Genomic DNA, 22,731 nt, shown 5'->3' with positions numbered 1-22,731 from the left:
GATCAGAAATGAAACGTAAGCCATTCTGGATGGGCTGGATCTGCTCTGTTTTACTGCTGGCCTGCAGCGCGCAGGCAAGTGCCAGCGGCTGGGATACCTTTAAAAGCCGTTTTCTGACCGCCGAAGGGCGGATCACGGACACCGCTAATAACAATGTCAGTCACACCGAAGGTCAGGGGTATGGCATGTTGCTGGCGGTGGCCAACAACGATCGCGCCACCTTCGATCGGCTGTGGCAGTGGACGCGCACTCAGCTGCGTAATCCGCAGACCGATCTCTTCTACTGGCGCTATGTGCCGGGCAGTGATAATCCGGTGGCTGACAAAAATAACGCCTCGGATGGCGATGTGCTGCTGGCATGGGCGCTACAGCGCGCCGCACAGAAATGGCAGGAGGAGAGCTATCAGCAGGCGTCTGACCGCATTCAGCGCGCCATCATCAAGCTGGATGTGACCAGCTTTGGCGGCCATACCGTCCTGCTGCCGGGTGCACAGGGTTTCAATAAAACCAGCTACGTGGTGCTGAATCCCTCGTACTTCCTGTTTCAGGCGTGGCGGGAGTTTGGCGAGCGCAGTCATCTGCAGGTCTGGGATAAGCTGATTAATGATGGTTTTGATCTGCTGGGTAAGCTGAGCTTTGGCAAAACCGGCCTGCCACTGGACTGGGTCGCGCTGAATGCGGATGGGTCGGTTGCGCCGGCTGTCGGCTATTCAAACCGCTTCAGCTACGATGCGATTCGCGTGCCGCTGAACATCTGGTGGTACGATCCGCACAGTCTGGCGCTGGTGCCGTTTCAGCGCGTCTGGCAGGGTTACAGCCGCATGCTGACCCCCGCCTGGTTCGATGTGCTGGCGAATGCACCAGCCCCTTATCATCTTGAGGGCGGTCTTCTGGCGGTACGTGACCTGACGCTGAATGAGACCGGCTATCTGAGCGATACGCTGGCTGCCGATCAAAACTACTTCTCTGCCAGCCTGCAACTGTTGACCTGGCAGGCGTTTCAGGAGAAGCGCTGATCAATCGCATAACGTCGGCGCTGGCCGCCATTATGCGGCTGATAACCCGGTGTGTCAGGCGCTGAGCCGCGCCTGACACATACTTCTGCTATCCGGCGGTAAGGCGTTACTGCGGATAGGGCACCCAGTCGCCGCCGTTGAGCCTGATCCAGGGCTTGCCCTGATACATCATCACCACCGCCCCGTCGTTTTCTGACACCACTGGCGTCTGCGGCAGCTTGTCGGTCAATACCGACATATTCACATTCGGCGCATTAAATACCTGCCCATCCACCACCCGCGACACAATTTCTGAGATCGCCAGCAGGCTGGTCGGTGCATCAATATTGAGAGGCTGACCCTGATGCGGGGCTTTCATGCCGACAAACTTAATCCCCACCGGCACATGCGTAATGGCAGGGCTGGGAATATCCCGCAGGCCTGACATCTGCATCTTATCACCCTGCAGTGCGGCACCATGCTCCGGTACGACCAGCACCATCACCCGACGGCCCGACTTCTCCAGCTGGGTGAGGAAGGCGTCGATTTGATCAAACAGCAGTTGAGCGCGCGGCTTCCATGGGGCGGTCTGGGTGCTGCCCAGCTCACGGGTGCCGTCGTGCAGCGGGATCAGGTTGTAGAAGGTGGCGCTGCGGGCATCGCTGCTCTTGCTGCGTTCGTCCAGCCAGCGCTGCATCAGCTGAGCATCGTTAAGCACCGGCGAGCCGTCGAATGAGGTCAGCTCCGGGGCAATGCCCGCCTGTGACATCAGCGGTGCCTGAATATCGCCGCCCTCGCGCAGTTCCTTGAGATAGTTACCGAACACACCAGTGTGATCCATCATCAGTTGCTCTTTAAAGCCCAGCTTCGCCAGATTATCGAACAGATAACAGCGTGAATCGGTGGGTTTGTAGAGTTCGCTGTGCGAAATCTGACCGCAACTGGCACGCAGCAGACGAATCCCCGCCGGTCCGCTGTAGCTGGTGGCGGAGTTATAGTTGGTCAGCATGATGTCGACGTGCTGCCACAGCGGATGATTACGCAGCTGGGCGGCATCCATGTCGGACCAGGCGAGTGAACAGATGTTGATCACCAGGATGTCGAACGGCTGCGAATCGGCTGGCAGGCTGTCAGGGAAATGGGTGTAGCGCTTGCGTTCATTCTCGTAAAAACGGCTGAGCCAGGCGGTCAGGCTGGCGCTGGTGGGCGCGGCTGACTGATCAAGCCCATCCGGCACGGCAGCGGCCTGGCTGGCAGCAGCCGGTGTCTGATTCAGCACCACCGGCGGGGTCGTCGCGCGGGTCGGCAGCAGCGACATCGCCGGACCCGCAATGGTCAGCACGTTGAGCCAGATCAGCATCAGCGAAACCAGCACGGTGATGCGAACCCACTGTGAAATAAACAGATAGAGCACCAGCAGAACAAACAGAGCACCCACCATTTGCCAGTTGATAAAACGGTCAGCCAGATCGAGCAGGTAAGCACCCGAGAAGCCCGCCAGCTGATCGCCCTGGCTGAGAATGCTGCTGAGTCCCGGTAGCCAGGTGTCATGCCAGAACAGCGCGAGGCCAACAGGGATCGAGACCCAATGGCGCAGGCGATGCAGGCGAACCGACGGCAGCGGGAAAAGCAGCCAGGCAAGAAACACCAGATTACTCAGGGCGTGAAAATTGAGGTAGCCGTACCACAGCAGGGCGAATTTGACTAAAAAGTAGAAGTTCCAGCCGCCCAGTCCGCGCCAGCAGGACCACAAACGGGAAGAGTGGGCCGCAGCGGGTTGATCATTTTTCATTAATTTTTGCATCCGTTTTTGGAGATTGACGCTGCCAGTGACCTTCAGACTTCAGCGCGCGAGCAGGCAACAGCCGATTCAGCAGGCCATTCCAGCGACGCGGCAGCCACTGGTGCCAGACCGGCTTTAAAATCAGCAAAATAACAACGACCAGCAGCGCAATCTGTACCCAATCCATCAGGTTCATCGGGATTCATTCTCCGGCAGTAAAGTGATGGGCAGGGGAGCTGAGCGTTCCTGCGCTTCGTGCCGGCGCTCGACGGCGACACGTGTTGTCTCTGATACCGGCGTCAGATCCTGAATCGCCATGGGCGTCAGTTTCTTAATATTGCTGACTTCCGCAAGGATCTGATTATCCTCGAACCAGACCATTCGGTTTGCAAACAGCTCGTCATGAGGCAATGAAAATATATATTTCAATGCTTTATCAAGATCGTTATAGCGGCAGGAGGAGAGAAACAGAATGACGCGATCTTCCAGTACCGTGACCAGGTCGCCAAAGCGGCGCGGCTTACAAAGTGTCAGAATCTGCTGCGGTTTAAGCTGTGGCACCGGCCGCAACGCCACCAGCAGGCCCTTATCATTTTCCGGCAGTAAAGTATTACTGATCAACTGGCTGACTGACTGGCAGAAGGCGTCAAGCCGCAGGTAGCCTTTTTCATGCAGAGGCTGCAACGACGCGGTTAACGCTTCAAGACTGGCGGGAACACGGCGGTTAAACACCTGTCCCTGAAGACCTTCAAGTGTGGTCAGAAACCGCGACATTGGCGCGTTGGTCGGCACAATAACGTTTACCCCGCAGGCCAGCAGCAGACGTTCGTCGCTGTAACGCAGGCTGGCACCCATCTCACGCACCACAATTTTCAGGCCGTTGCCGCGTCCGCGTCGCAGGCTGTGTACAAACTTCGCCAGTTCGTTGATAAGGTCGCTTCGGGTCAGGCTGAAAATAACCGTTGCGGCATTGGCCTGTTGAGCCCGTAACCAGACCTGCTCATTATCATCAAAGAGTTGCCACTGGCGTGAAAGTGGCGGTGCACCCTCAAGCACTATTTTGTCTGCAAGATAATGCTGCTCGTCATTAAGGCTCAGCGGTTCCTGATTTTCATTTAAAGTAAAGAAACGATCCGCTTCACAGCCCAGGCGTATTGCACGATCGGCCAGCAGGCGTTCTGCGGCATACCACCAGTTAATTCGATACTGCCAGCTATCCTGCTGAAAGCCCAAATGCGCCACGCCATCCAGCTGACGAAAATAACGCTGAAGATTATTACTCAGGTTTATTGTAGTGGAACCGGAAGTCACGATTAAAAGCGTGAGTTTTCTTTTATGCAGCGTGTGGCGCATACCCTTTATCCACCGCGTTAATTCGGCGTCATCGAGCTTATCCCATTGCGCTGCACTGCTGTTAAATATCACCAGGCCGTTTTTACTGCCGAGCGTGCGCAGAAAATCACTTTCCAGCTGCAACAGACTCCGTTTGCTTTTGGGAAGAGAAAACAGCGGGATACGGTCAGGGCCGCCGACCGGGTCAGGCGTCAGTAAATCACGCGGCGGCTGATCAGCGCTGATGAGCGTGACGGCCTGCTGATGTGAAATCACCTGTCGAATAAAAGTGCGGGCGTCATCCTGCCGTGCACAAGTGACCCAATAACAGCCAGGGGTTTGCAATGCCGTTAATTCAGGCTGAACATGCAACAGCCCTAGCGAAAAAGAATTTTTCATATTGAATTCGTTATTTTTCCAGTCCAGGCTAGCTTATTATAGACAGGCCAGGATGTAACCTGAGAAATTTAAAGATTTCTGATGGCAGGCTGGCTCACAATGTTGTGCAAATGCCGCGTTTCTGGAAATTTTTTAATGCCCTTTTTACGCGCGGCCGGTCATTCTGAATCTGACATTGTTTTATTTTTGGCGAACAGTAATGAAAAACCAGAATCTTTATAACCCTGTCGCCACTGCTGGCGAGCGTCAGGATGATATTAGCGCTTTGCGTGACGCCTTTTCTTTGCACTCTTTTCGCTATGTCGATATTGCACGTGAAGAGCGCCTGAAAGAGATCGTGTCACGCTGGCCGCTGTTAGCGGAAACGCTCCCCAGCCAGCCTGAGCAACCTGACTGATGCCGCTGATAGCGCTTCAGGGCGTGCGGGGCGGCGTTGGCACAACCTCTCTTTGTGCAGGACTCGGCTGGGCGCTCGCGACCCTCGGCGAGCGGGTCTTACTGATCGACGGCTCGCCGGTCAGTCAGCTCGGCGTGCATTTTAATCTGCCCGCTCAGCAGGAGAGTGGCTGGATGCAGGCGCTGTGCGATGATGAGGCGTGGCAGCATGCCGCGCTTCGCTATCCCAATGGACCTGATTTGCTTCCTCATGGTGTGCTTTCTCATCAGCATGCGTTGACTATTGCCCACCAGAATGAGGCGGTGGCCGCGCCGCTGCTCCAGGCATTGCCGGACCTGCAGGTGCGCTATCAGTGGATTATTTTCGATTTGCCCGCCGATCCCCTGCCGTGGCACGAAACGCTCTATCCGGAACTGGACGGTGTACTGTGCGTCACTCAGCCAGACGCGAATTGTCATTTACGCCTGAGCCAGCGTCATTTTCCAGTGCATACCCGGTTTATTATCAATCAGTTTAATGCTAACAGTCGTCTGCAGCAGGACCTCCATCAGCTCTGGATGGCTTCGCTGACAGAGCTGATACCGCTGCTAATCCACCGCGATGAGGCGCTGGCTGAATCGCTGATGATGAAGCAGCCGGTCGGTGAATATCGGCCACATGCGTTAGTCAGCGAAGAGATCATCACGCTGGCAAACTGGCTGCTGCTCAATCTGAATGGGGTGAGGTCGTGAACCCGTTGCGCTGGCTGTTGACTGCTCCCGCCTGGCAATCGCTGCACAGCGGCTATACCACCGCGCGTGGCAACGGCGCTTCACGCTTCGCCAGTGCACTCCACCTGTTCTGGTCTGTTCTGGGGGTGATGCTGCTCCGTTTCGAAAGCCCGGCCTGGCAGCGTGTTATTCAGCAGCGTCGCCGACTTTATCCGCACATCTCACCAGAGCGTCCGCGTCCGCTGGATATTTTGCGTTTTCTGATTCAGACACTCTGGCTGATTGTGATCCGGCTACCGGGTGCGCGCGGGCGCGGCGGCGTTAATCGCCTGAGCGTGCTGACTGGCTGGCGGCACCACGGTTATCGCTGGCTGGATAATCTTGTCGCCCGCTCGCAAACCCAGGGCATTGATACGCGTCTTGAACAGCGGCTGAAGCGCCTGTCGCCGCTGATGCGACGCAGCCTTTTCATTGTTATTGCCCTCTTTGCCTCACTGCTGGCGTTGCTCTGTATCAGCCAGCCCTTTGGTCTCATGACCCAGTTTATTTTTGTCGTACTGCTCTGGGGCCTGGCAATGCTGGTACGGCGCATACCGGGGCGTTTCCCCACGATGATGCTGATCGTACTGTCGCTGACCGTATCGTGCCGCTACCTCTGGTGGCGCTATACCTCGACGCTGAACTGGGACGATCCACTGAGCCTGATCTTTGGTCTGCTGCTGATTGCAGCAGAGACCTACGCCTGGGTGGTGCTGGTGCTGGGCTATTTCCAGACACTCTGGCCGCTTAACCGTCAGCCAGTTTCTATGCCGGCGGACCGTTCGCAGTGGCCATCGGTGGACCTGCTGGTGCCGACCTATAACGAACCGCTCAGCGTTGTCAGACCGACGCTCTATGCTGCGCTGGGCATTGACTGGCCGAAAGATCGCCTGACTATCTATCTGCTCGACGACGGCAACCGACCGGAATTCCGCGAATTTGCCACCAGCATTGGCATTAACTATGTGGTGCGCCCCTCTAACGAACATGCCAAGGCGGGCAACATCAACCACGCGCTGAAAAAGTACTGCCGCAGCGACTTCGTCTCGATCTTTGACTGCGACCATGTGCCAACTCGCTCATTTTTACAGATGGCCATGGGCTGGTTTATCAAGGACCCCCGGCTGGCGATGCTGCAGACGCCGCATCACTTCTTTTCGCCCGATCCGTTTGAGCGCAATCTCGGGCGGTTTCGCCGTACGCCGAATGAGGGATCGCTGTTTTACGGGCTGGTGCAGGACGGTAATGATACCTGGGACGCCACCTTCTTCTGCGGCTCCTGCGCCATTCTGCGTCGTACCGCGCTGGAAGAGATTGGCGGTATTGCCGTAGAAACCGTGACTGAAGATGCTCATACCTCGCTACGTCTGCATCGGCTTGGCTACACCTCAGCCTACATCCGCATTCCTCAGGCGGCCGGACTGGCAACCGAAAGCCTGTCAGCGCATATCGGACAGCGTATCCGCTGGGCACGCGGCATGGTGCAGATTTTCCGCCTGGATAATCCGCTGTTTGGTAAAGGGCTGAAGTGGGTGCAGCGGCTCTGTTATGCCAACGCCATGCTGCACTTTCTGTCCGGCATTCCAAGGCTGGTCTTCCTGCTGGCACCGCTGGCATTTTTACTCTGCCATGCCTACATCATCTACGCGCCTGCGCTGGCGATCGCGATTTATGTTTTACCTCACATGCTGCATACCAGCCTCACCAACTCGCGTATCCAGGGGCGCTGGCGTCACTCTTTCTGGAGCGAAGTCTACGAGACGGTGCTGGCCTGGTATATCGCCCGCCCGACCACCGTAGCGCTGTTCAATCCCCACAAAGGCAAGTTTAACGTTACCGCCAAAGGCGGACTGGTCGAGGAGCAGCACCTGGACTGGGTGATCACCAAGCCCTATATGCTGCTGGTGCTGCTCAATCTGGCGGGTGTGCTGATGGCGTTCTGGCGCATACAGCATGGTCCGGCAAACGAGATACTGACGGTATGCGTAAGCCTGATTTGGGTGATCTACAACATGATTATTCTCGGTGGCGCGGTAGCGGTGTCGGTTGAAGCACGACAGATCCGCGAGGCGCATCGGGTAGAGATTGCCATGCCCGCTGCCATCGCACGCGAGGATGGTCACATGCTGCCCTGTACGCTGCGTGATTACTCTGATGGCGGCGTAGGGCTGGAAATGCGCGAACCGGATGCGCTGCGGGAAAATGAAAAAGTCTGGCTGCTGCTGCGTCGTGGACAGCAGGAGTTCAGTTTTCCGTGCCAGGTCCAGCGTGTCTTTGGCCGTCGGGCAGGTGTCCGTCTGCATCAGCTGACCACCCAGCAACATATTGATTTTATCCAGTGTACCTTCGCCCGTGCCGATACATGGGCACTGTGGCAGGACGGTTTTCCGGAGGATAAGCCGGTGCAGAGTCTGGCCGACATCATGATCCTCGGCTTTAAAGGTTATCTGCGCCTGGCGGAATATGGCCCGCCGCAGTTACGTCGGTTGTTTAACCTGCTTACCGCTGGGGTAAGCTGGCTGGCTTCGCTGTTGCCGCAAGGCATCGGACGCGTGCCCGCTTCAAAAAATCTGCATTGAGTTGATGATATGACAACAACAGGAATAAACAGGTGGGTCGCTGCACTGCTGCTGGGCTCGGCAACGCTGAACTGCGCAGTGGCGCAGGAGAGTGCGCCGATCATGGCCACAGGAGAAACGGCGGTGCAATCGTTGCCCCAGCAGCCTGCCGCGCCGCTGCGTAGCAGTCAGCTGAGCTTCGTTAAGCTGGCCCCGCCGCCGGGCAGCATGACGCTGAGCGGAACCCGCCCCAGCGGGCAGATCGAGTTCGGGGTGCGCAGTGATGAGGTGGTGACACGTGCGCTGCTTAATCTCAGCTACCGGCCGTCGCCTGCGCTGCTGCCCACGCTGTCGCAGCTGAAAGTCTATCTCAACGATGAGCTGGTGAGCCTGATCACCCTGACGCCGGAACAGCCTGGCAAACAGAATCAGGTGCAGCTGGCGATCGATCCCCGTTTTATCGCCGACTTTAACCGCGTGCGCTTTGAGCTGGTCGGTCACTACGCCAACATCTGTGAAAATCCGGCCAACAGCACCATCTGGCTCGATATCGGCAAAGAGAGCGGTCTGGATCTGACGCTACAAAAACTGCCGCTGAAAAACGACCTGTCTCATTTCCCGGAGCCCTTTCTTGATACGCGCGACACGCGGCCGCTGACCCTGCCGATGGTGTTTGCTGCCCGGCCAGACGTTAACCAGCAGCGTGCCGCTGCGATCCTGGCCTCCTGGTTCGGCAGCAAAGCGGCCTGGCGCGGACAGCATTTTCCGGTGCTCTACAATCAGTTGCCGCAACAGCAGCATGCGGTGGTGTTTGCCACCAACAATGCACGCCCGGATTTCCTGAAAAATTTGCCACCGGTGATGAAGCCGACCGTGGCGATGGTAAGCCAGCCTGACAGCCCCTATGAAAAGATGCTGCTGATCCTGGGACGCAACGACGACGATCTGCTGACGGCGGTGCAGGGGATTGCGCAGGGCGAGCTGCTGTTACGCGGCGACAGCGCGACCGTCGACCGCGTCACACTGCGGGCACCGCGTCAGCCCTATGATGCGCCAAACTGGGTACGCACCGATCGCCGCACCACTTTTGCTGAGCTGACGCAGTATGAAAACCAGCTGCAGTCTGACGGTCTGCAGCCCAACCCGATCAGTCTGACGCTGAACCTGCCGCCCGATCTCTTCCTGGTGCGCGCGCGCGGTATCGATATGGATCTGAGCTATCGCTACACCTCGCCTGTTCACCCGGATGGCTCACGACTGGCCGTTAACCTGAATAATCAGTTTATTCAGGACTACCCGCTGGTGCCGAAAAACACGGCCGGGCAGCAACTGCTGCATATTCCGCTGATTCAGGGAATGATGGACAAGAATCATGAGCTGCTGATCCCGGCGCTGCGGCTGGGCGTGGTTAACCAGCTGCGCTTTGATTTTGACTATGCCAATACCTTTATGGGGGGCACCGCCGACGGGCGTTGTGAAACCGTGACGCCGGTAGGACATCATGTGGTGGTGGACGACAATTCCAGCATCGACTTCTCTGGCTATCGCCACTACATCGAAATGCCCTCATTGCAGAGCTGGGCGAATGCTGGCTTCCCGTTCAGTCGCTACGCCGATCTGGCCCAGACGCTGGTGCTGGTCCAGTCCAACCCTGATGCACAGCAGGTGAGTACACTGCTGAATGCGCTGGGCAATATGGGCGCGCAGACCGGCTATCCGGCGCTGCGCGTGCAGCTTACCGATGACTGGAGTACGGCGAAAAAGCAGGATGCGGATCTGCTGATGATCGGCGATATTCCTAAAGATCTTCAGGATGACCGTCGGATCACGGCGCTGGTCGATGCCACCGCCAGCTGGCTGAAAACCCCGGCGCGCAAGGTTTCTCAGCCTGTTCAGCCGCTGAGTGAGGCTGAAAGAGCAGCGGAAAGTACCACAGCCATTGGTTCACGCGGCCCGCTGGCGACCGTGATCGGTTTCCAGTCGCCGTTTTACGATCAGCGCAGTGTGGTGGCACTGCTCGCCGATGGCAGTCCGCGCAGCTGGCAGCTGCTTGATGAGGCGCTGGATGACAGCGGCAAACGCCAGGCGATCTCAGGCTCCACGGCGATTATCCGTGAGTCTGGCGTCAACAGCCTGCGCGTTGGAGAGACCTACTTTGTTGGCCATCTGCCGTGGTGGGAACGTCTCTGGTCACTGCTCTCTTCACATCCCTTCTGGCTGGCACTCTGTGCATTCTTTGTGGTGGTGCTGTTCGCGCTGATGACATGGCGTCTGATGCGAATTATTACCCGTCGTCGTTTACTGGATGAAGATGAATAACGCTCAGTTATTGCGGACAGGCATGCTGCTCGGCGCACTAAGTGCGCTGCCGGGAATGGCCGCGTCCGCTGACGGATCGGAAGTCTCACCGGTCGACTGGCTGCTGACCCAGGTCCGTACCGGCGAGTCGACCAACAAATACGATCTGGTACAGCAATCGCTCTATCGGCTGGAGAAAATCGATCCCGATAATCCCCAGGTGCTGGCGGCACGTCTGCGGCTGGCGCTGCATCAGGGTGATATCGCCAGCGCGCAATTGCTGCTGGCTCAACTGAAAAAGGTTGCACCTGATTCGGCAGAGACACGCGAATCCGCTGTCGGCCTGGCGCTGACCTCATCCGATGGACGACAGCAACTGCAGCAGGCGCGTCTGCTTGCCACCTCGGGGCGACTGACCGAGGCGAAAAGCGCTTATGATGCGCTGTTTAACGGCGTCTTCCCCGATCCCAATACCGCCCTGGAGTACTGGCGGCTGCTGGCACGTCTTCCCGGTCAGGAGGGCGTGGCTTATCAGCAGCTTCAGGCACTGGAACAGCGCTATCCGGGCAATATCGGGGTTGAGCTACAAATTGCGCGTATGGCGTTTAATCAGCAGCAGCCAGAAAAGGCGATAGCGCAGCTGAAAAAGCTGGCAAACAGCAATGGCGGGCGTACCGCTGCCGCCGACCTCTGGCTGCAGCAGATCACCGATCAGCCCATCAGCGACAGCAGCGTGGCACAGCTTAAAGCTTATCTGGCTGTTTTCACTGAGGGCGATGCGCACCAGCAGGGCGCAGAGGCGCTCGCGAAGCAGCAGACGACGCTGGCCGATCCCGCTTATCGGGAACGAATGCGGGCGCTGGCGCTGGTTGACGCAGGCGACGTGAATAACGCGATGACGACCCTTAACCGGGCGCTGAAAGCGAATCCCGACGATGCCGAATTAATGGGCGCAATGGGACAAACTCAGGCCCGCGCAGGTCATCGTGATGCCGCCATTCTCTGGCTGGAACGCGCCATTAAAGCGGGTCAGCAGAGCACGCTGATTGGTAAATGGCAGTCACTTTTGCAGAGCAATCGCTACTGGCTGGCGATTGAGCAGGGCGATAAAGCGCTGGCACAGCACGATATTGATGCTGCCGAAAAATACTATCGCGCGGCGCAAACGTATGACAGCAGCGACAGCTATGCCCTGATTGGTCTGGGTGATGTGGCGATGGCGCGCAAAGAGACGGCGGCGGCTGAACAGTTCTGGCAGCGCGCGCGACGGCTGGATGGCACCAATATCACCGCAGTGCGTCGGCTGGCGGGGCTGTATCAGACGGTGTCGCCTGCCCGCGAGATGGAATTTATCACTACCTTGCCCGCTGCACAGCAGCGTGCACTGGCCGATACAATCCGGACGCTGCGCAGCGACAGCCTGCGCGCGGAGGCGGATGCCCTGGCGCAGCAGGCGCGCTGGTCGCAGGCCGCAGAGAAATATCGCCAGGCGCGCGAGCTGGCACCGGATGACGTCTGGCTCAGTTACCGGCTGGCGGGTGCACTGCGTAACGGCGGAGCCGGACAGCAGGCGGATGCGGTAATGCGCGCACTGTTGCAGAAGCATCCCCAAAACGCCACCGCGCTTTATGCGACCGCACTCTGGTTCTCAGGCAACGATAACAATAGTGAGGCGATGGCTTCGCTGCATCGGCTGCCCGACGCGCAGTGGAGCAGCGATATGCGCGAGCTGGCTGACCGCCTGAAGCAGGATCAGATCTTTGACCAGGCTGAGGCGCTGCGCGTCGCCGGGCAGGAGCAGGCAGCGGTGACGCTGCTTAAGCAGCAGCCGGTTTCCAGCCAGCGCGACCTGCTACTGGCCGACTGGGCGCTGGAACGCGGTGAAGCGCAGCAGGCACTGGCGGATTATCAGCAGGTGCTGTCGCGCCAGCCGGATAACGGCGATGCGGCGCTGGGACGAATCGAAGCGCTGGTTGCCCTGCAGCGCAACAGCGAAGCCCGACAGGCGCTTGAGCAACAGCCGCCGGTACAGGCCAGCGTCAATGCGGATCGCCGTGCTGCGCTGGCGTGGCAGGCGGTGGGTGAAACCACACGGGCTGTCGCGCTATTTACCGATTTGAAACAGCGTGCTGCCGCGCTGCCGCCTTCGCAGGACAAGGCGCTGGTGTTTCGTGATGCGGCACGGCTGGAGGGTGCGCAGCAGCAGCCTGAACAGGCGCTGACAGACTATCGTCAGGCGATGACGGCCAGCGGTATCGATAGCCGTGGCAATATCAGCCGCGCAACCCGCAACGATCCTCAGGATGACTGGCTGAAGCGCAGCCTGCGCAGCGACACGGCCGATCTTTACCGTCAGCAGCAGACCACGCTGACGGTGCAGCAGGACTATTCACGCAACAGTGGTACCGGCGGCATCTCCGATTTTACGGCGCACACCACCATGCTGCAGGCGGAACATCCGTTTGCCGATGGCCGGGGCTTTGTCCGTCTTGATCGGGTGGATGTCTCCGCAGGCACCTTTACCACCCAAAACGGCAGCATCGACGCCCTGTTTGGCAGCTGTGACGACGCCAGTTCGGGCGGCTGCAGTCGCCAGACCCGCCAGCGCGATGAGGGTACGGCGCTGGCCGCTGGCTGGCATAACGCGACCTGGTCGGCTGACCTCGGTACCACGCCGCTGGGTTTTGAAGTCACTAACTGGACCGGCGGGCTGAGCTGGAAAACCGATGTGAAACAGCTCGGCGTCACACTCACTGCCTCACGCAGGCCGATAGCCAGTTCGCTGCTCTCCTATGCCGGGACGCGCGATCCTGCAGCCAACGGGGGCAAAAGCTGGGGTGGCGTGGTGGCCACGGGCGGCAGCATCGGGCTGAGTTACGATCAGGGCGGCGCGCATGGCGTCTGGGGTGATATCAGCGCGCATCAGATCACCGGTAAAAATGTTGCCGATAACAGCCGTGAGCGCCTGATGGGCGGCTATTACTACAAGCTCATCAACAGCGACAACCGCCGTGCAACCGTCGGGCTGAACAGCATGCTCTGGCACTATCAGAAGGATCTCAGTGATTACACCTTCGGCCAGGGCGGCTACTACAGTCCGCAGCAGTATCTCTCCTTTTCCGTGCCGGTGACCTGGCGGCAGCGGACAGAGAACTGGTCGTTTGATCTGGGCGGCTCCGTCTCCTGGTCACATTCGAAAACCAGTGCGCAGCAGCGTTATCCGGTTAATCCGGGCTATACCCTTGCCAGTAATCCGTCTTCTGCCAGCAGTTCCGGCGGCGGTACGGGCTATACGCTGCAGGCAGTCATTGAGCGACGGCTGACGTCGAACTGGTTTATTGGTGCGGGTGTCGATATTCAGCAGGCGAAGGATTACACCCCGAGTCATGGTCTGCTCTATGTGCGCTATGCTGCCGGCGGCTGGGAAGGCGATCTCGATATGCCGCCACAGCCGCTGATCCCTTACGCAGATTTTAAATAACACGGAACGGGAAAAAGCAGGACTTTTCAGACGGTAAAAAAGTCAGTTTTTGGGATATACTGGCGGGCATTGTCCTGTCTGCTATCTGGGCTTTTTTCATCGTCGGGAGAGAATTTTTTGCGCGTAAGCCGGTCACTTACGATAAAGCAGATGGCGACAGTTTCGCTGGTTGCGGTTATCACCATCAGTATCTTTATCGTCATCCAACTGTTTCATTTTGTGCAGCAGCGCAGGATTGACTACGCCCAGCAGATGGAGAATATCGCGCACACCGTCCGCCAGCCGCTGTCGGAAGCGGTGCTGCGTGCCGATATTTCTCAGGCCGAACGCATTCTTCATTCACTGAAGCCTGCCGGTATTTTATCGCGCGCCGACGTGGTGCTGCCTAATGCGTTTCAGGCCCTGCATGCCGACTTTGAGACGGAAAAACCGGTGCCGCTTCTGGTGGCCCGCCTGTTTGAGCTGCCGGTGCAGATTACCCTGCCGCTCTATTCGGTCGAAAATACCGGGATGCCGAAGCCGCTGGCCTATCTGGTGTTGCAGGCTAACTCGACGCGCGTCTACCAGTTTATCCTCAGCACGCTCTCAACCATGATCATCACCTATCTGCTGCTGGCGCTGATCCTCTCCGTGGCGATCAGCTGGTGCATCAACCGGCTGGTGGTGCATCCGCTGCGCAATCTCTCACGCGAGCTGCAGGAGTTGCCACCGCAGTCGATTCTGACGCATAAACTGACCCTGCCGCAGAGCCATCGCGATGACGAAATCGGCATGCTGATCCGCAGCTACAACCGTAATCAGCAGGTGCTGGAGTCGATTCATGACGAGATGAGTCGGCTGACCACCCATTTTGCCGTCACCGATCTGCCTAACCGTACGCTGTTTCTTGCGCTGGTCGAACAGTTCATGTGTAACCCTGAACAGCCTCTGGGTCTGATGGTGATCCGCATTGAAACGCTGCAGGAAGCCAATGGCGTCCTGCGCGATGAGCAGCGCGATACGCTGATGCTGACGCTGGTGGAGAAAATCCGGCATACGCTGGATGACCATACCCTGCTGGCACAGACCGGTGTCAGCGACTTCGTGTTGTTAATGAAGCGCGCCAGTAATCCGTTTCGTGCGCTGCGCCTGGCGCGCAACCTGATGATTCGCCTGAATCAGCCGGTCAACCTGCATCAGCTGCAGCTGCGTCCTAACGTCAGCATCGGTCTGGCGCTGCGCGACGACAAGCCGATGAGCGCTAACGAGCTGCTTGACCGCGCGACCTCGGCGATGATGTCGGCCCGTCATCAGGGCAAAAATCAGATCCTGTTCTTTGACGCCGCGCTGACCGAGCGCGCTCAGAAGCGTCTGACACAGGAGCATGACATTCTGCAGGGGCTGCACGATGAGCAGTTCGCCCTCTACCTGCAACCCCAGGTGGATATGCGCACCGGTACGTTAACCGGCGCAGAAGCGCTGCTGCGTATGCGCCAGCCTGATGGCAGTTACGGTCTGACCGAAGAGTTTATTGCCAGTGCTGAAGAGATTGGTGTGATTAGCGCGATTGGCCGCTGGGTGTTTGAAGAGGCGTGCCGCATTCTGGCTGGCTGGCAGCGACAGGGTATTATGCTGCCGCTGAGTGTGAATATTTCCGCAGTGCAACTGCGGGATACCGGTGTAGTTTCTCACCTGCAATCCCTGCTGGCGCGCCACCGTATCGCACCAGGCACTCTGGTGCTGGAAGTGACAGAAACGGCTCAGCTTGACGATGCGGAACAGGCGATGTCGATGCTGCGGATGTTGCAGCAGACCGGCGTGGCGGTGGCGCTGGATGATTTCGGTATGGGCTATTCTAACCTGAACTATCTCCATCAGCTGAAAGCGTTGCCGGTTAACAAACTGAAGATGGATCGCAGCTTTGTGGCGGCACTGCCGCATGACGACACCATGGTCCGCATCGTGGCGGCTATCGCCGAAATTATCCATCTGGAGGTGATTGCCGAAGGTGTGGAAACGGCGGAGCAGCGCGACTGGCTGCTGGCGCGCGGCATCGCTATCGGTCAGGGCTACCTCTATGCGGAAGCGCTGCCGGTGAGCCGCTTCAACCAGACCTGGATCGAAAAATCCTCACTGCCGCAATAATTGCCTGATTCATTGATTTTGCGAGAATTTTAGTTACAAAACCCCTTGCTGAAGCGTTTCAGTTCAGAATTACGATCCCAGGGTTTCCTGGGCGTTTGTCACCCTGTATTAATCACGTAAACAGAGTGTTATTTTCGGGTTACTGTCAGGCGCCACCTCTGTTGCCCGCCAGTCACAATAACGAATCCGACAACATCACCTCACGGCGTTAGTGGACACCTGTTTATGAAAACCTCACTTTTTAAAAGCCTTTATTTCCAGGTGCTGATGGCGATTGGCATCGGCGTTTTGTTAGGCCATTTTTACCCGGAGTTAGGGACCCAGATGAAGCCGCTGGGAGATGGCTTTGTTAAATTAATCAAGATGATTATCGCCCCGGTGATTTTCTGTACCGTGGTGACCGGCATCGCTGGCATGGAAAGCATGAAAGCGGTAGGGCGTACCGGCGCAGTTGCACTGCTCTATTTTGAAATTGTCAGCACCATCGCGCTGATTATCGGCCTGATCGTGGTGAACGTCGTGCAACCAGGTGCCGGGATGAACGTTGATCCTGCCACGCTGGATGCCAAAGCCGTGGCGATGTACGCCCAGCAGGCAGAACAGCAGGGCATCGTCCCCTTCCTGCTGGATATTATTCCTAACAGCGTGATTGGCGCCTTTGCCAGCGGCAACATTCTGCAGGTATTGCTGTTCGCCATTCTGTTTGGTTTCGCCCTGCATCGCCTGGGTAACACCGGCACGCTGATTTTCAACGTGATTGAAAATTTCTCAAAAGTCATTTTCGGCATCATTAACATGATCATGCGTCTGGCACCGATAGGGGCATTTGGCGCAATGGCGTTCACCATCGGTAAGTATGGCGTGGGATCACTGGTGCAGCTCGGCCAGCTGATCATCTGCTTCTATATCACCTGTGTTCTGTTTGTGGTGATCGTGCTGGGGCTGATTGCGCGTCTGTTTGCCGGATTCAGCATCTTTAAGTTCATCGCCTATATCAAAGAAGAGCTGCTGATTGTGCTGGGGACCTCCTCTTCCGAGTCTGCACTGCCGCGCATGCTGGATAAGATGGAGAAACTGGGCTGTAAGAAATCAGTGGTCGGGCTGGTGATCCCCACCGGTTACTCCTTTAACCTCGACGGCACCTCGATTTACCTGACCATGGCGGCGGTGTTCATCGCTCAGGCGACCAATGCGCACATGGATATCTTCCATCAGATTACGCTGCTGGTGGTGCTGCTGCTCTCCTCGAAAGGCGCAGCGGGGGTAACCGGAAGCGGATTTATCGTACTGGCGGCGACGCTCTCTGCGGTAGGACATCTGCCGGTGGCGGGTCTGGCGCTGATACTCGGTATTGACCGCTTTATGTCTGAAGCCCGTGCGCTGACTAACCTGATCGGTAACGGTGTGGCGACCGTGGTGGTCGCGAAGTGGGTCGATCAGCTGGATCATAAACAGCTGACCGACACGCTGGCAGGCCGTAATAAGGAGAATAAAGCGTCTGAATCTTCAATTTAATCATTGAATTTCACTTAAATCCCCACAAATGCCCGCTGTCGCTTGCCCTGACAGCGGGCATTTGCATAATGAACCCCACTTGTTTTTTTTGACGTTTTTCACTTCGTTGCGCGACATCCTGACCTTCCTGTGGTCAAACACTCTGTTGTTGGATAACAGCGCGAATCGGCGTCAGCCGGTTCGTTAATAACAGCGGCAATATGCGCCAGTGATAATGATATTTGAATTATTTGAGTAGGGGTTCACATGCAGGGCACCAGAATTCGGCTTTTGGTTGGTGGATTAGTGCTGGCAGGCAGCTTTGGTCTCCAGGCCGAAACGCTGCAACCGGATCCGGCCTGGCAGGAAGGCAAGCTGGATAATGGATTTAACTGGCAGTTACTGGCCACACCGCAACGGCCCAGCGACCGCATTGAACTGCGTCTGGTGGTGAATACCGGTTCGCTGGTGGAGAGTGCGCAACAGACCGGCTTCAGTCATCTGCTGCCACGCCTGGCGATGGTGCATAACACTGCACTCGATAATCATCAGCAGCGTGCGCTATGGCAACAGGCGATGGATCCTCAGCATCCGCTGCCGCCCGTCATCATCTCCTATGATTCCACCCAATATAATCTGAGCCTGCCGAATAACCGCCCTGAGCTGCTGAAAGAAGCGCTGAACTGGCTGGCGGCCACGGCGGGCAATATGGCGATCACTGAAGAGGTGGTTAACACCGCGCTGGCCGCCTCCGATCCGGTGGCGACCTGGCCGAAAGATCCGCAGGATGTCTGGTGGCGCTACCGCCTGAAAGGCTCCGCGCTGCTGGCGCACGATCCCGCTACACAACCCCGTGCGCCGGTGGATTTAACCCAGCTCAGCGATTTTTATCATCAGTGGTACACCCCGGACGCGATGACGCTCTATGTGGTAGGCAACGTCGACAGCCGTAACCTCTCTGAACAGATCAACAAAACCTTTTCGGCGTTAACCGGCAAACGTGAAACCCCTGCGCCACTGCCGACGCTGTCACCGCTGCCACATGAGCCGGTGAATCTGGTCAGCAGCAACATGACGCAGGATCGTCTGTCGCTGGTGTGGGATACGCCATGGCAACCGATTCGTGACTCCCAGAATCTGCAGCGTTACTGGCAGAGCGACCTGGCCCGTGAAGCGCTGTTCTGGCACGTTCAGCGTGCACTCAGCGACAGTAAGGCGCAGGGCATCCAGGTCGGATTCGACTGCCGGGTGCTCTATCAGCGGGCGCAGTGTTCCATCAACATGGATGGGCGCAATGACAATCTGGCGCAGAATATGAATCTGGTGGCACGTGAGCTGGCGAACGTGCGTGATAAAGGCATACCGCAGGAGGAGTTTGATGCGCTGATGGCGCAGAAGCTGCTGGAGCTGAACAAGCTGTTTACCACTTATGCCCGCACCGATACGGATGTGCTGATGAGCCAGCGCCTGCGCTCGCAGCAGAACGCCGTGGTCGATATCGCGCCAGAGCAGTATCAGAAGCTGCGTCAGACTTTCCTGGCCGGCCTGACCCGCGAACAGCTGAACCAGGAGCTGCGTCAGCAGCTGACGCAGGAGCTGATGATGGTTCTGATTCAGCCGGAAGGCGAAGCGGAAACCAACGTGAAGAGCCTGCAAAACAGCTGGGACAAAGTGATGTCACCGCCAGCGGCACCGGCGACCAGCAATGAAGCCAGTCCGCCGGATAGCAACGTCAAAGACGTTCCGCCCGCCGCGTAACGTCAGGTTTTTGCCCTGAGCCACTCGGTCACTAACATCGGCCAGCTGGCGAGGGGCAAATCTGCCACGCCACGGATACCAAATCCGTGCCCGCCTTTCTGATAGAAATGCACCTCTGCCGGAACCTTATGCTCACGCAGCGCGCCGAAAAACGCCATGCTGTGATTCACTGAGACATCGTCATCGTCGGCGGCGTGGATTAACAGCGTCGGCGGCACCAGCGGATGAACCCGGGTTTCCATTGAATAGGCTTCAATCGTTTTCTGATCGGGCCATGCACCCAGCAGGCGGGTTCTGGCACCTTCGTGGGCGATGCCGTCACGCATACTGATCAGGGGATAGACCAGTACCATCGCATCCGGACGCGGCGAGAAGTTTTCAGCGCCATCCTGCACTGGATAGAGTTTCTCTGCGAAACGCGTTCCCAGGCTGGCCGCCACGTGGCCACCCGCCGAAAAGCCCATCATCACAATGTATTTACCGTTCAGGCCGCGCTGCGCCCGATCACGCAGGACGCGAACCGCACGCTGCGCATCGGCCAGCGGCGCATCGGGACCTTCGTGATGCCCGTCGTAGGGCAGGCGATAGGTCATGACCGCCAGGGTGTAGCCCATTGAAGTAAAGAAGGTTGCCAGCGCGCTGCCTTCACGATCAATCATGACACGCTGATAGCCACCGCCCGGTGCGACCAGCAGGGTAATGCCATTGGATTCGACCGGATGCCAGATCGCCATCTCCGGGCAACGCACGCCGGTAGCGGCGCGATCGTAAGGCTCATACTCTTTTGCCATATCGACAATCTGCGGCTCGGCGCGCGAGTCGCTGGCGCCTGGTGCATCACCGTGTGGCCAGATATTAATAATTTCTGTGTGCATAAATAGATCCTGATGCGGGGAATATTTTAATTGTTTTGTTCGCGGCCGGAGAGAACAGCGTCCTGCTGTCTTTTGATTAAAAGATGGTCTTTTTTCAGGCGGTCGTCCATCCGAAAAGGGCGAATCTGACCAGATTAGGACTATGCCTGGAGAGCGATTTGTTTGCGTAACTGATTAATATTAATAAATAAATTATAAGAGAGATTAAAGAGGATTGCCGAAGAGTGTCTGTTATTAACCACTAATTTTCAGCTTAAGGTAAATAACTGGCACGGGCCACTTTGTTAGACGCAATTTACCGGATATCACGCTGTTTGCTGTTAAGGCGACATAATGCTTTTTGTGCCAGAGTGATCCCCGTCTCAATGCTGAGATTAATGTGCCAGTCTCATTTGGGAATGGTCAGCATTATTTACCACGCGGCAGTTTCCTGTTGGTTGATGCGGTTTAACATAACATCCTCCGTCTGTTCACAACGGTAAGAGGCATGTCATGCTTGATACCAATCTCTCAACCAGACAAACCTTTGGTCGCCTGTGGCCGATGATTTCTCCCTTCAGACTGGGGCTATTGGTCGCGGGTGTTGCCCTGATCGTCAACGCCGCCATAGACCCGTTTATGCTGACGTTACTGAAGACGCTGCTGGACGATGTCATTGGCCAGAAAAATCCCGGCATTCTGGTCTGGATGCCGCTGGTGATTATCGGGCTGATCCTGATCCGCGGTGTCAGCGGCTATCTCTCCAGTTACTGTATCTCGTGGGTGTCAGGCAAAGTGGTGATGGCCCTGCGTTGTCGCCTGTTCAGCCATATGATGGGCATGCCGGTGGCATTTTTTGATCAGCAATCAACCGGTACGCTGCTCTCCCGTATCAGCTACGATTGTGAGCAGGTCGCCTCTTCCTCTTCTGGTTCACTGGTGACGGTAGTGCGTGAAGGGGCCTCTATTCTTGGCCTGTTTGTGATGATGTTTTACTACAGCTGGCAACTTTCGCTGATCCTTCTGGTGCTGGCACCTATTGTGTCGCTGGCAATTCGTATCGTCTCCAGGCGCTTTCGCCACATCAGCAAAAATATGCAGAACACCATGGGGCAGGTGACTTCTCATGCCGAGCAGATGCTGAAAGGGCATAAAGAGGTGCTGATGTTTGGCGGCCAGCAGGTTGAGTCCGACCGCTTCGGACAGGTCAGCAACAACATGCGTCGCCAGGGAATGAAAATGGTCTCGGCGACCTCACTCTCCGATCCGATTATTCAGCTGCTCGCCTCCTCGGCACTCGCCTTTGTGCTCTATGCGGCCAGTTTCCCCTCGGTGATGGCCACGCTGACCGCAGGCTCTATCAGTGCGGTTTTTTCCGCCATGCTGATGCTGATGCGTCCGTTAAAGTCGCTGACCAACGTCAATGCCCAGTTCCAGCGCGGCATGGCGGCCTGTCAGACGCTGTTTGCGATTCTGGATATGGAACAGGAGAAAGATGAAGGGACACGCGTGGTTAAGCGCGCCACCGGAAACATTGAATTTCGGGATGTTACCTTTACCTATCCGGTCGCGGAAACACCGGCGCTGCAGCAGATCAATCTGACCATTCCTGCCGGTAAAACCGTGGCGCTGGTCGGCCGTTCCGGTTCAGGGAAATCGACCCTTGCCAGCCTGCTGACGCGCTTTTACGACATCGACAGCGGCGAAATTTTGCTGGATGGCCATGACCTGCGTGATTACACCCTGGCCTCGCTGCGCGAGCAGGTGGCGCTGGTCTCTCAGCATGTTCACCTGTTCAATGACACGGTTGCCAACAATATTGCCTATGCCCGTACCGATGTCTTCAGCCGCGAGGAAATAGAAAAGGCGGCAGAGATGGCCCATGCCATGGAATTCGTTAATAAAATGGATAACGGACTGGATACGGTGATTGGAGAAAACGGCGTGCTGCTGTCGGGTGGACAGCGGCAGCGCATCGCCATTGCCCGCGCCCTGTTGCGAGACAGCCCGATTCTGATCCTCGACGAAGCGACCTCAGCTCTGGACACCGAGTCTGAACGCGCGATTCAGTCTGCGCTGGAGACGCTGCAGCAGAACCGGACCACGCTGATCATCGCTCACCGTCTCTCGACCATTGAAAAGGCTGATGAAATTCTGCTGGTAGATGAGGGGGAAATTGTGGAGCGCGGCTCGCATCAGCAGTTGCTGCAACAGAACGGCGCATATGCGCGGCTCTATCAGATGCAGTTCAGTCAGCCGCTTTGTGCGTAAGAGTTGTTTGTGCCAAATCACTGCCTGAAAGGCAAATCAGAGTGAATCCAGCAGCAATAAATCAGCTCAACGTGCAGGGAACCGGGTCAGAAGAGGAAAGCGTCCCGCGCAAGACAAAAACGCCGGGAGCGTTTTTGAACAACGCAACGCGTTGGCCCATTTACGGGCGCACCTCAGGGATGAGGTGCGTACTAAAAACGCCGGGAGCGTTTTTGAACAACGCAACGCGTTGGCCCGG

At 57.2% G+C, this 22,731-nt stretch carries 14 protein-coding genes; 10 read left to right on the top strand and 4 right to left on the bottom strand.

Features of this window, described 5'->3' with window-relative positions; genetic code table 11:
• Window positions 1-8: 8 nt before the first annotated feature.
• Window positions 9-1,016, top strand: coding sequence for a glycosyl hydrolase family 8 (locus N1689_RS17605; protein ID WP_161734204.1), 1,008 nt, complete (start codon window positions 9-11; stop codon window positions 1,014-1,016).
• A gap of 106 nt (window positions 1,017-1,122) precedes the next feature.
• Here the strand turns inward: N1689_RS17605 and bcsG are convergent, their stop codons facing one another.
• The 3 genes from bcsG to bcsE are packed head-to-tail and all read right to left on the bottom strand — an operon-like array spanning window position 1,123 to window position 4,509.
• Window positions 1,123-2,787, bottom strand: coding sequence for a cellulose biosynthesis protein BcsG (gene bcsG / locus N1689_RS17600; protein ID WP_161734206.1), 1,665 nt, complete (start codon window positions 2,785-2,787; stop codon window positions 1,123-1,125).
• On the bottom strand, window positions 2,777-2,974 hold the full coding sequence (bcsF, locus tag N1689_RS17595) for a cellulose biosynthesis protein BcsF (protein WP_098051885.1): 198 nt from the start codon (window positions 2,972-2,974) through the stop codon (window positions 2,777-2,779). Before bcsF ends, bcsG begins: the two co-directional genes overlap by 11 nt.
• The gene (gene bcsE / locus N1689_RS17590; protein WP_260059601.1) at window positions 2,971-4,509 is read right to left on the bottom strand and encodes a cellulose biosynthesis protein BcsE; all 1,539 of its coding nucleotides are present in this window, start codon (window positions 4,507-4,509) and stop codon (window positions 2,971-2,973) included. The genes bcsF and bcsE overlap by 4 nt, the downstream gene beginning before the upstream one ends.
• A 199-nt stretch (window positions 4,510-4,708) precedes the next feature.
• On the opposite strand from bcsE, the gene bcsR reads away from it, so the two are divergent.
• From bcsR to N1689_RS17550, 8 genes are all read left to right on the top strand, one after another.
• Window positions 4,709-4,906 (top strand): cellulose biosynthesis protein BcsR, encoded by a 198-nt coding sequence (bcsR, locus tag N1689_RS17585; RefSeq protein ID WP_161734210.1) that lies wholly within the window; start codon window positions 4,709-4,711, stop codon window positions 4,904-4,906.
• Window positions 4,906-5,637: a cellulose biosynthesis protein BcsQ gene (gene bcsQ / locus N1689_RS17580; RefSeq protein ID WP_161734212.1), complete on the top strand. Its 732-nt coding sequence runs from the start codon at window positions 4,906-4,908 to the stop codon at window positions 5,635-5,637. The genes bcsR and bcsQ overlap by 1 nt, the downstream gene beginning before the upstream one ends.
• A complete protein-coding gene (bcsA, locus tag N1689_RS17575; RefSeq protein WP_253420641.1) occupies window positions 5,634-8,234 on the top strand; it encodes a UDP-forming cellulose synthase catalytic subunit in 2,601 nt (866 codons plus the stop codon). Before bcsQ ends, bcsA begins: the two co-directional genes overlap by 4 nt.
• Window positions 8,235-8,243: 9 nt before the next feature.
• Window positions 8,244-10,532: a cellulose biosynthesis cyclic di-GMP-binding regulatory protein BcsB gene (gene bcsB / locus N1689_RS17570; RefSeq protein ID WP_260059598.1), complete on the top strand. Its 2,289-nt coding sequence runs from the start codon at window positions 8,244-8,246 to the stop codon at window positions 10,530-10,532.
• The gene (bcsC, locus tag N1689_RS17565) at window positions 10,525-13,992 is read left to right on the top strand and encodes a cellulose synthase complex outer membrane protein BcsC (protein WP_260059596.1); all 3,468 of its coding nucleotides are present in this window, start codon (window positions 10,525-10,527) and stop codon (window positions 13,990-13,992) included. Before bcsB ends, bcsC begins: the two co-directional genes overlap by 8 nt.
• A 117-nt stretch (window positions 13,993-14,109) precedes the next feature.
• Window positions 14,110-16,116, top strand: a complete 2,007-nt coding sequence (gene hmsP / locus N1689_RS17560) for a biofilm formation regulator HmsP (RefSeq protein ID WP_253420647.1) — start codon at window positions 14,110-14,112, stop codon at window positions 16,114-16,116.
• A 225-nt stretch (window positions 16,117-16,341) separates the two neighbouring features.
• Complete coding sequence (locus tag N1689_RS17555) at window positions 16,342-17,631, top strand: dicarboxylate/amino acid:cation symporter (protein ID WP_013359658.1); 1,290 nt, start codon at window positions 16,342-16,344, stop codon at window positions 17,629-17,631.
• Between the two features lie 246 nt (window positions 17,632-17,877).
• Entirely contained in the window at window positions 17,878-19,368 is a 1,491-nt protein-coding gene (locus N1689_RS17550) for a pitrilysin family protein (RefSeq protein WP_161733860.1), read from the top strand.
• Window positions 19,369-19,370: 2 nt separating this feature from the next.
• Here N1689_RS17550 and N1689_RS17545 read toward each other — a convergent pair whose 3' ends face one another.
• Complete coding sequence (locus N1689_RS17545) at window positions 19,371-20,243, bottom strand: alpha/beta hydrolase (RefSeq protein WP_013359660.1); 873 nt, start codon at window positions 20,241-20,243, stop codon at window positions 19,371-19,373.
• A 492-nt stretch (window positions 20,244-20,735) separates the two neighbouring features.
• On the opposite strand from N1689_RS17545, the gene msbA reads away from it, so the two are divergent.
• Entirely contained in the window at window positions 20,736-22,493 is a 1,758-nt protein-coding gene (gene msbA, locus N1689_RS17540; protein ID WP_260059584.1) for a lipid A ABC transporter ATP-binding protein/permease MsbA, read from the top strand.
• The last annotated feature ends 238 nt before the right edge of the window (window positions 22,494-22,731 follow it).

This window comes from Pantoea sp. XY16 (assembly GCF_025153065.1).
Lineage (GTDB): Bacteria > Pseudomonadota > Gammaproteobacteria > Enterobacterales > Enterobacteriaceae > Pantoea > Pantoea alfalfae.
This window is presented reverse-complemented; position numbering and strand designations above follow the sequence as displayed.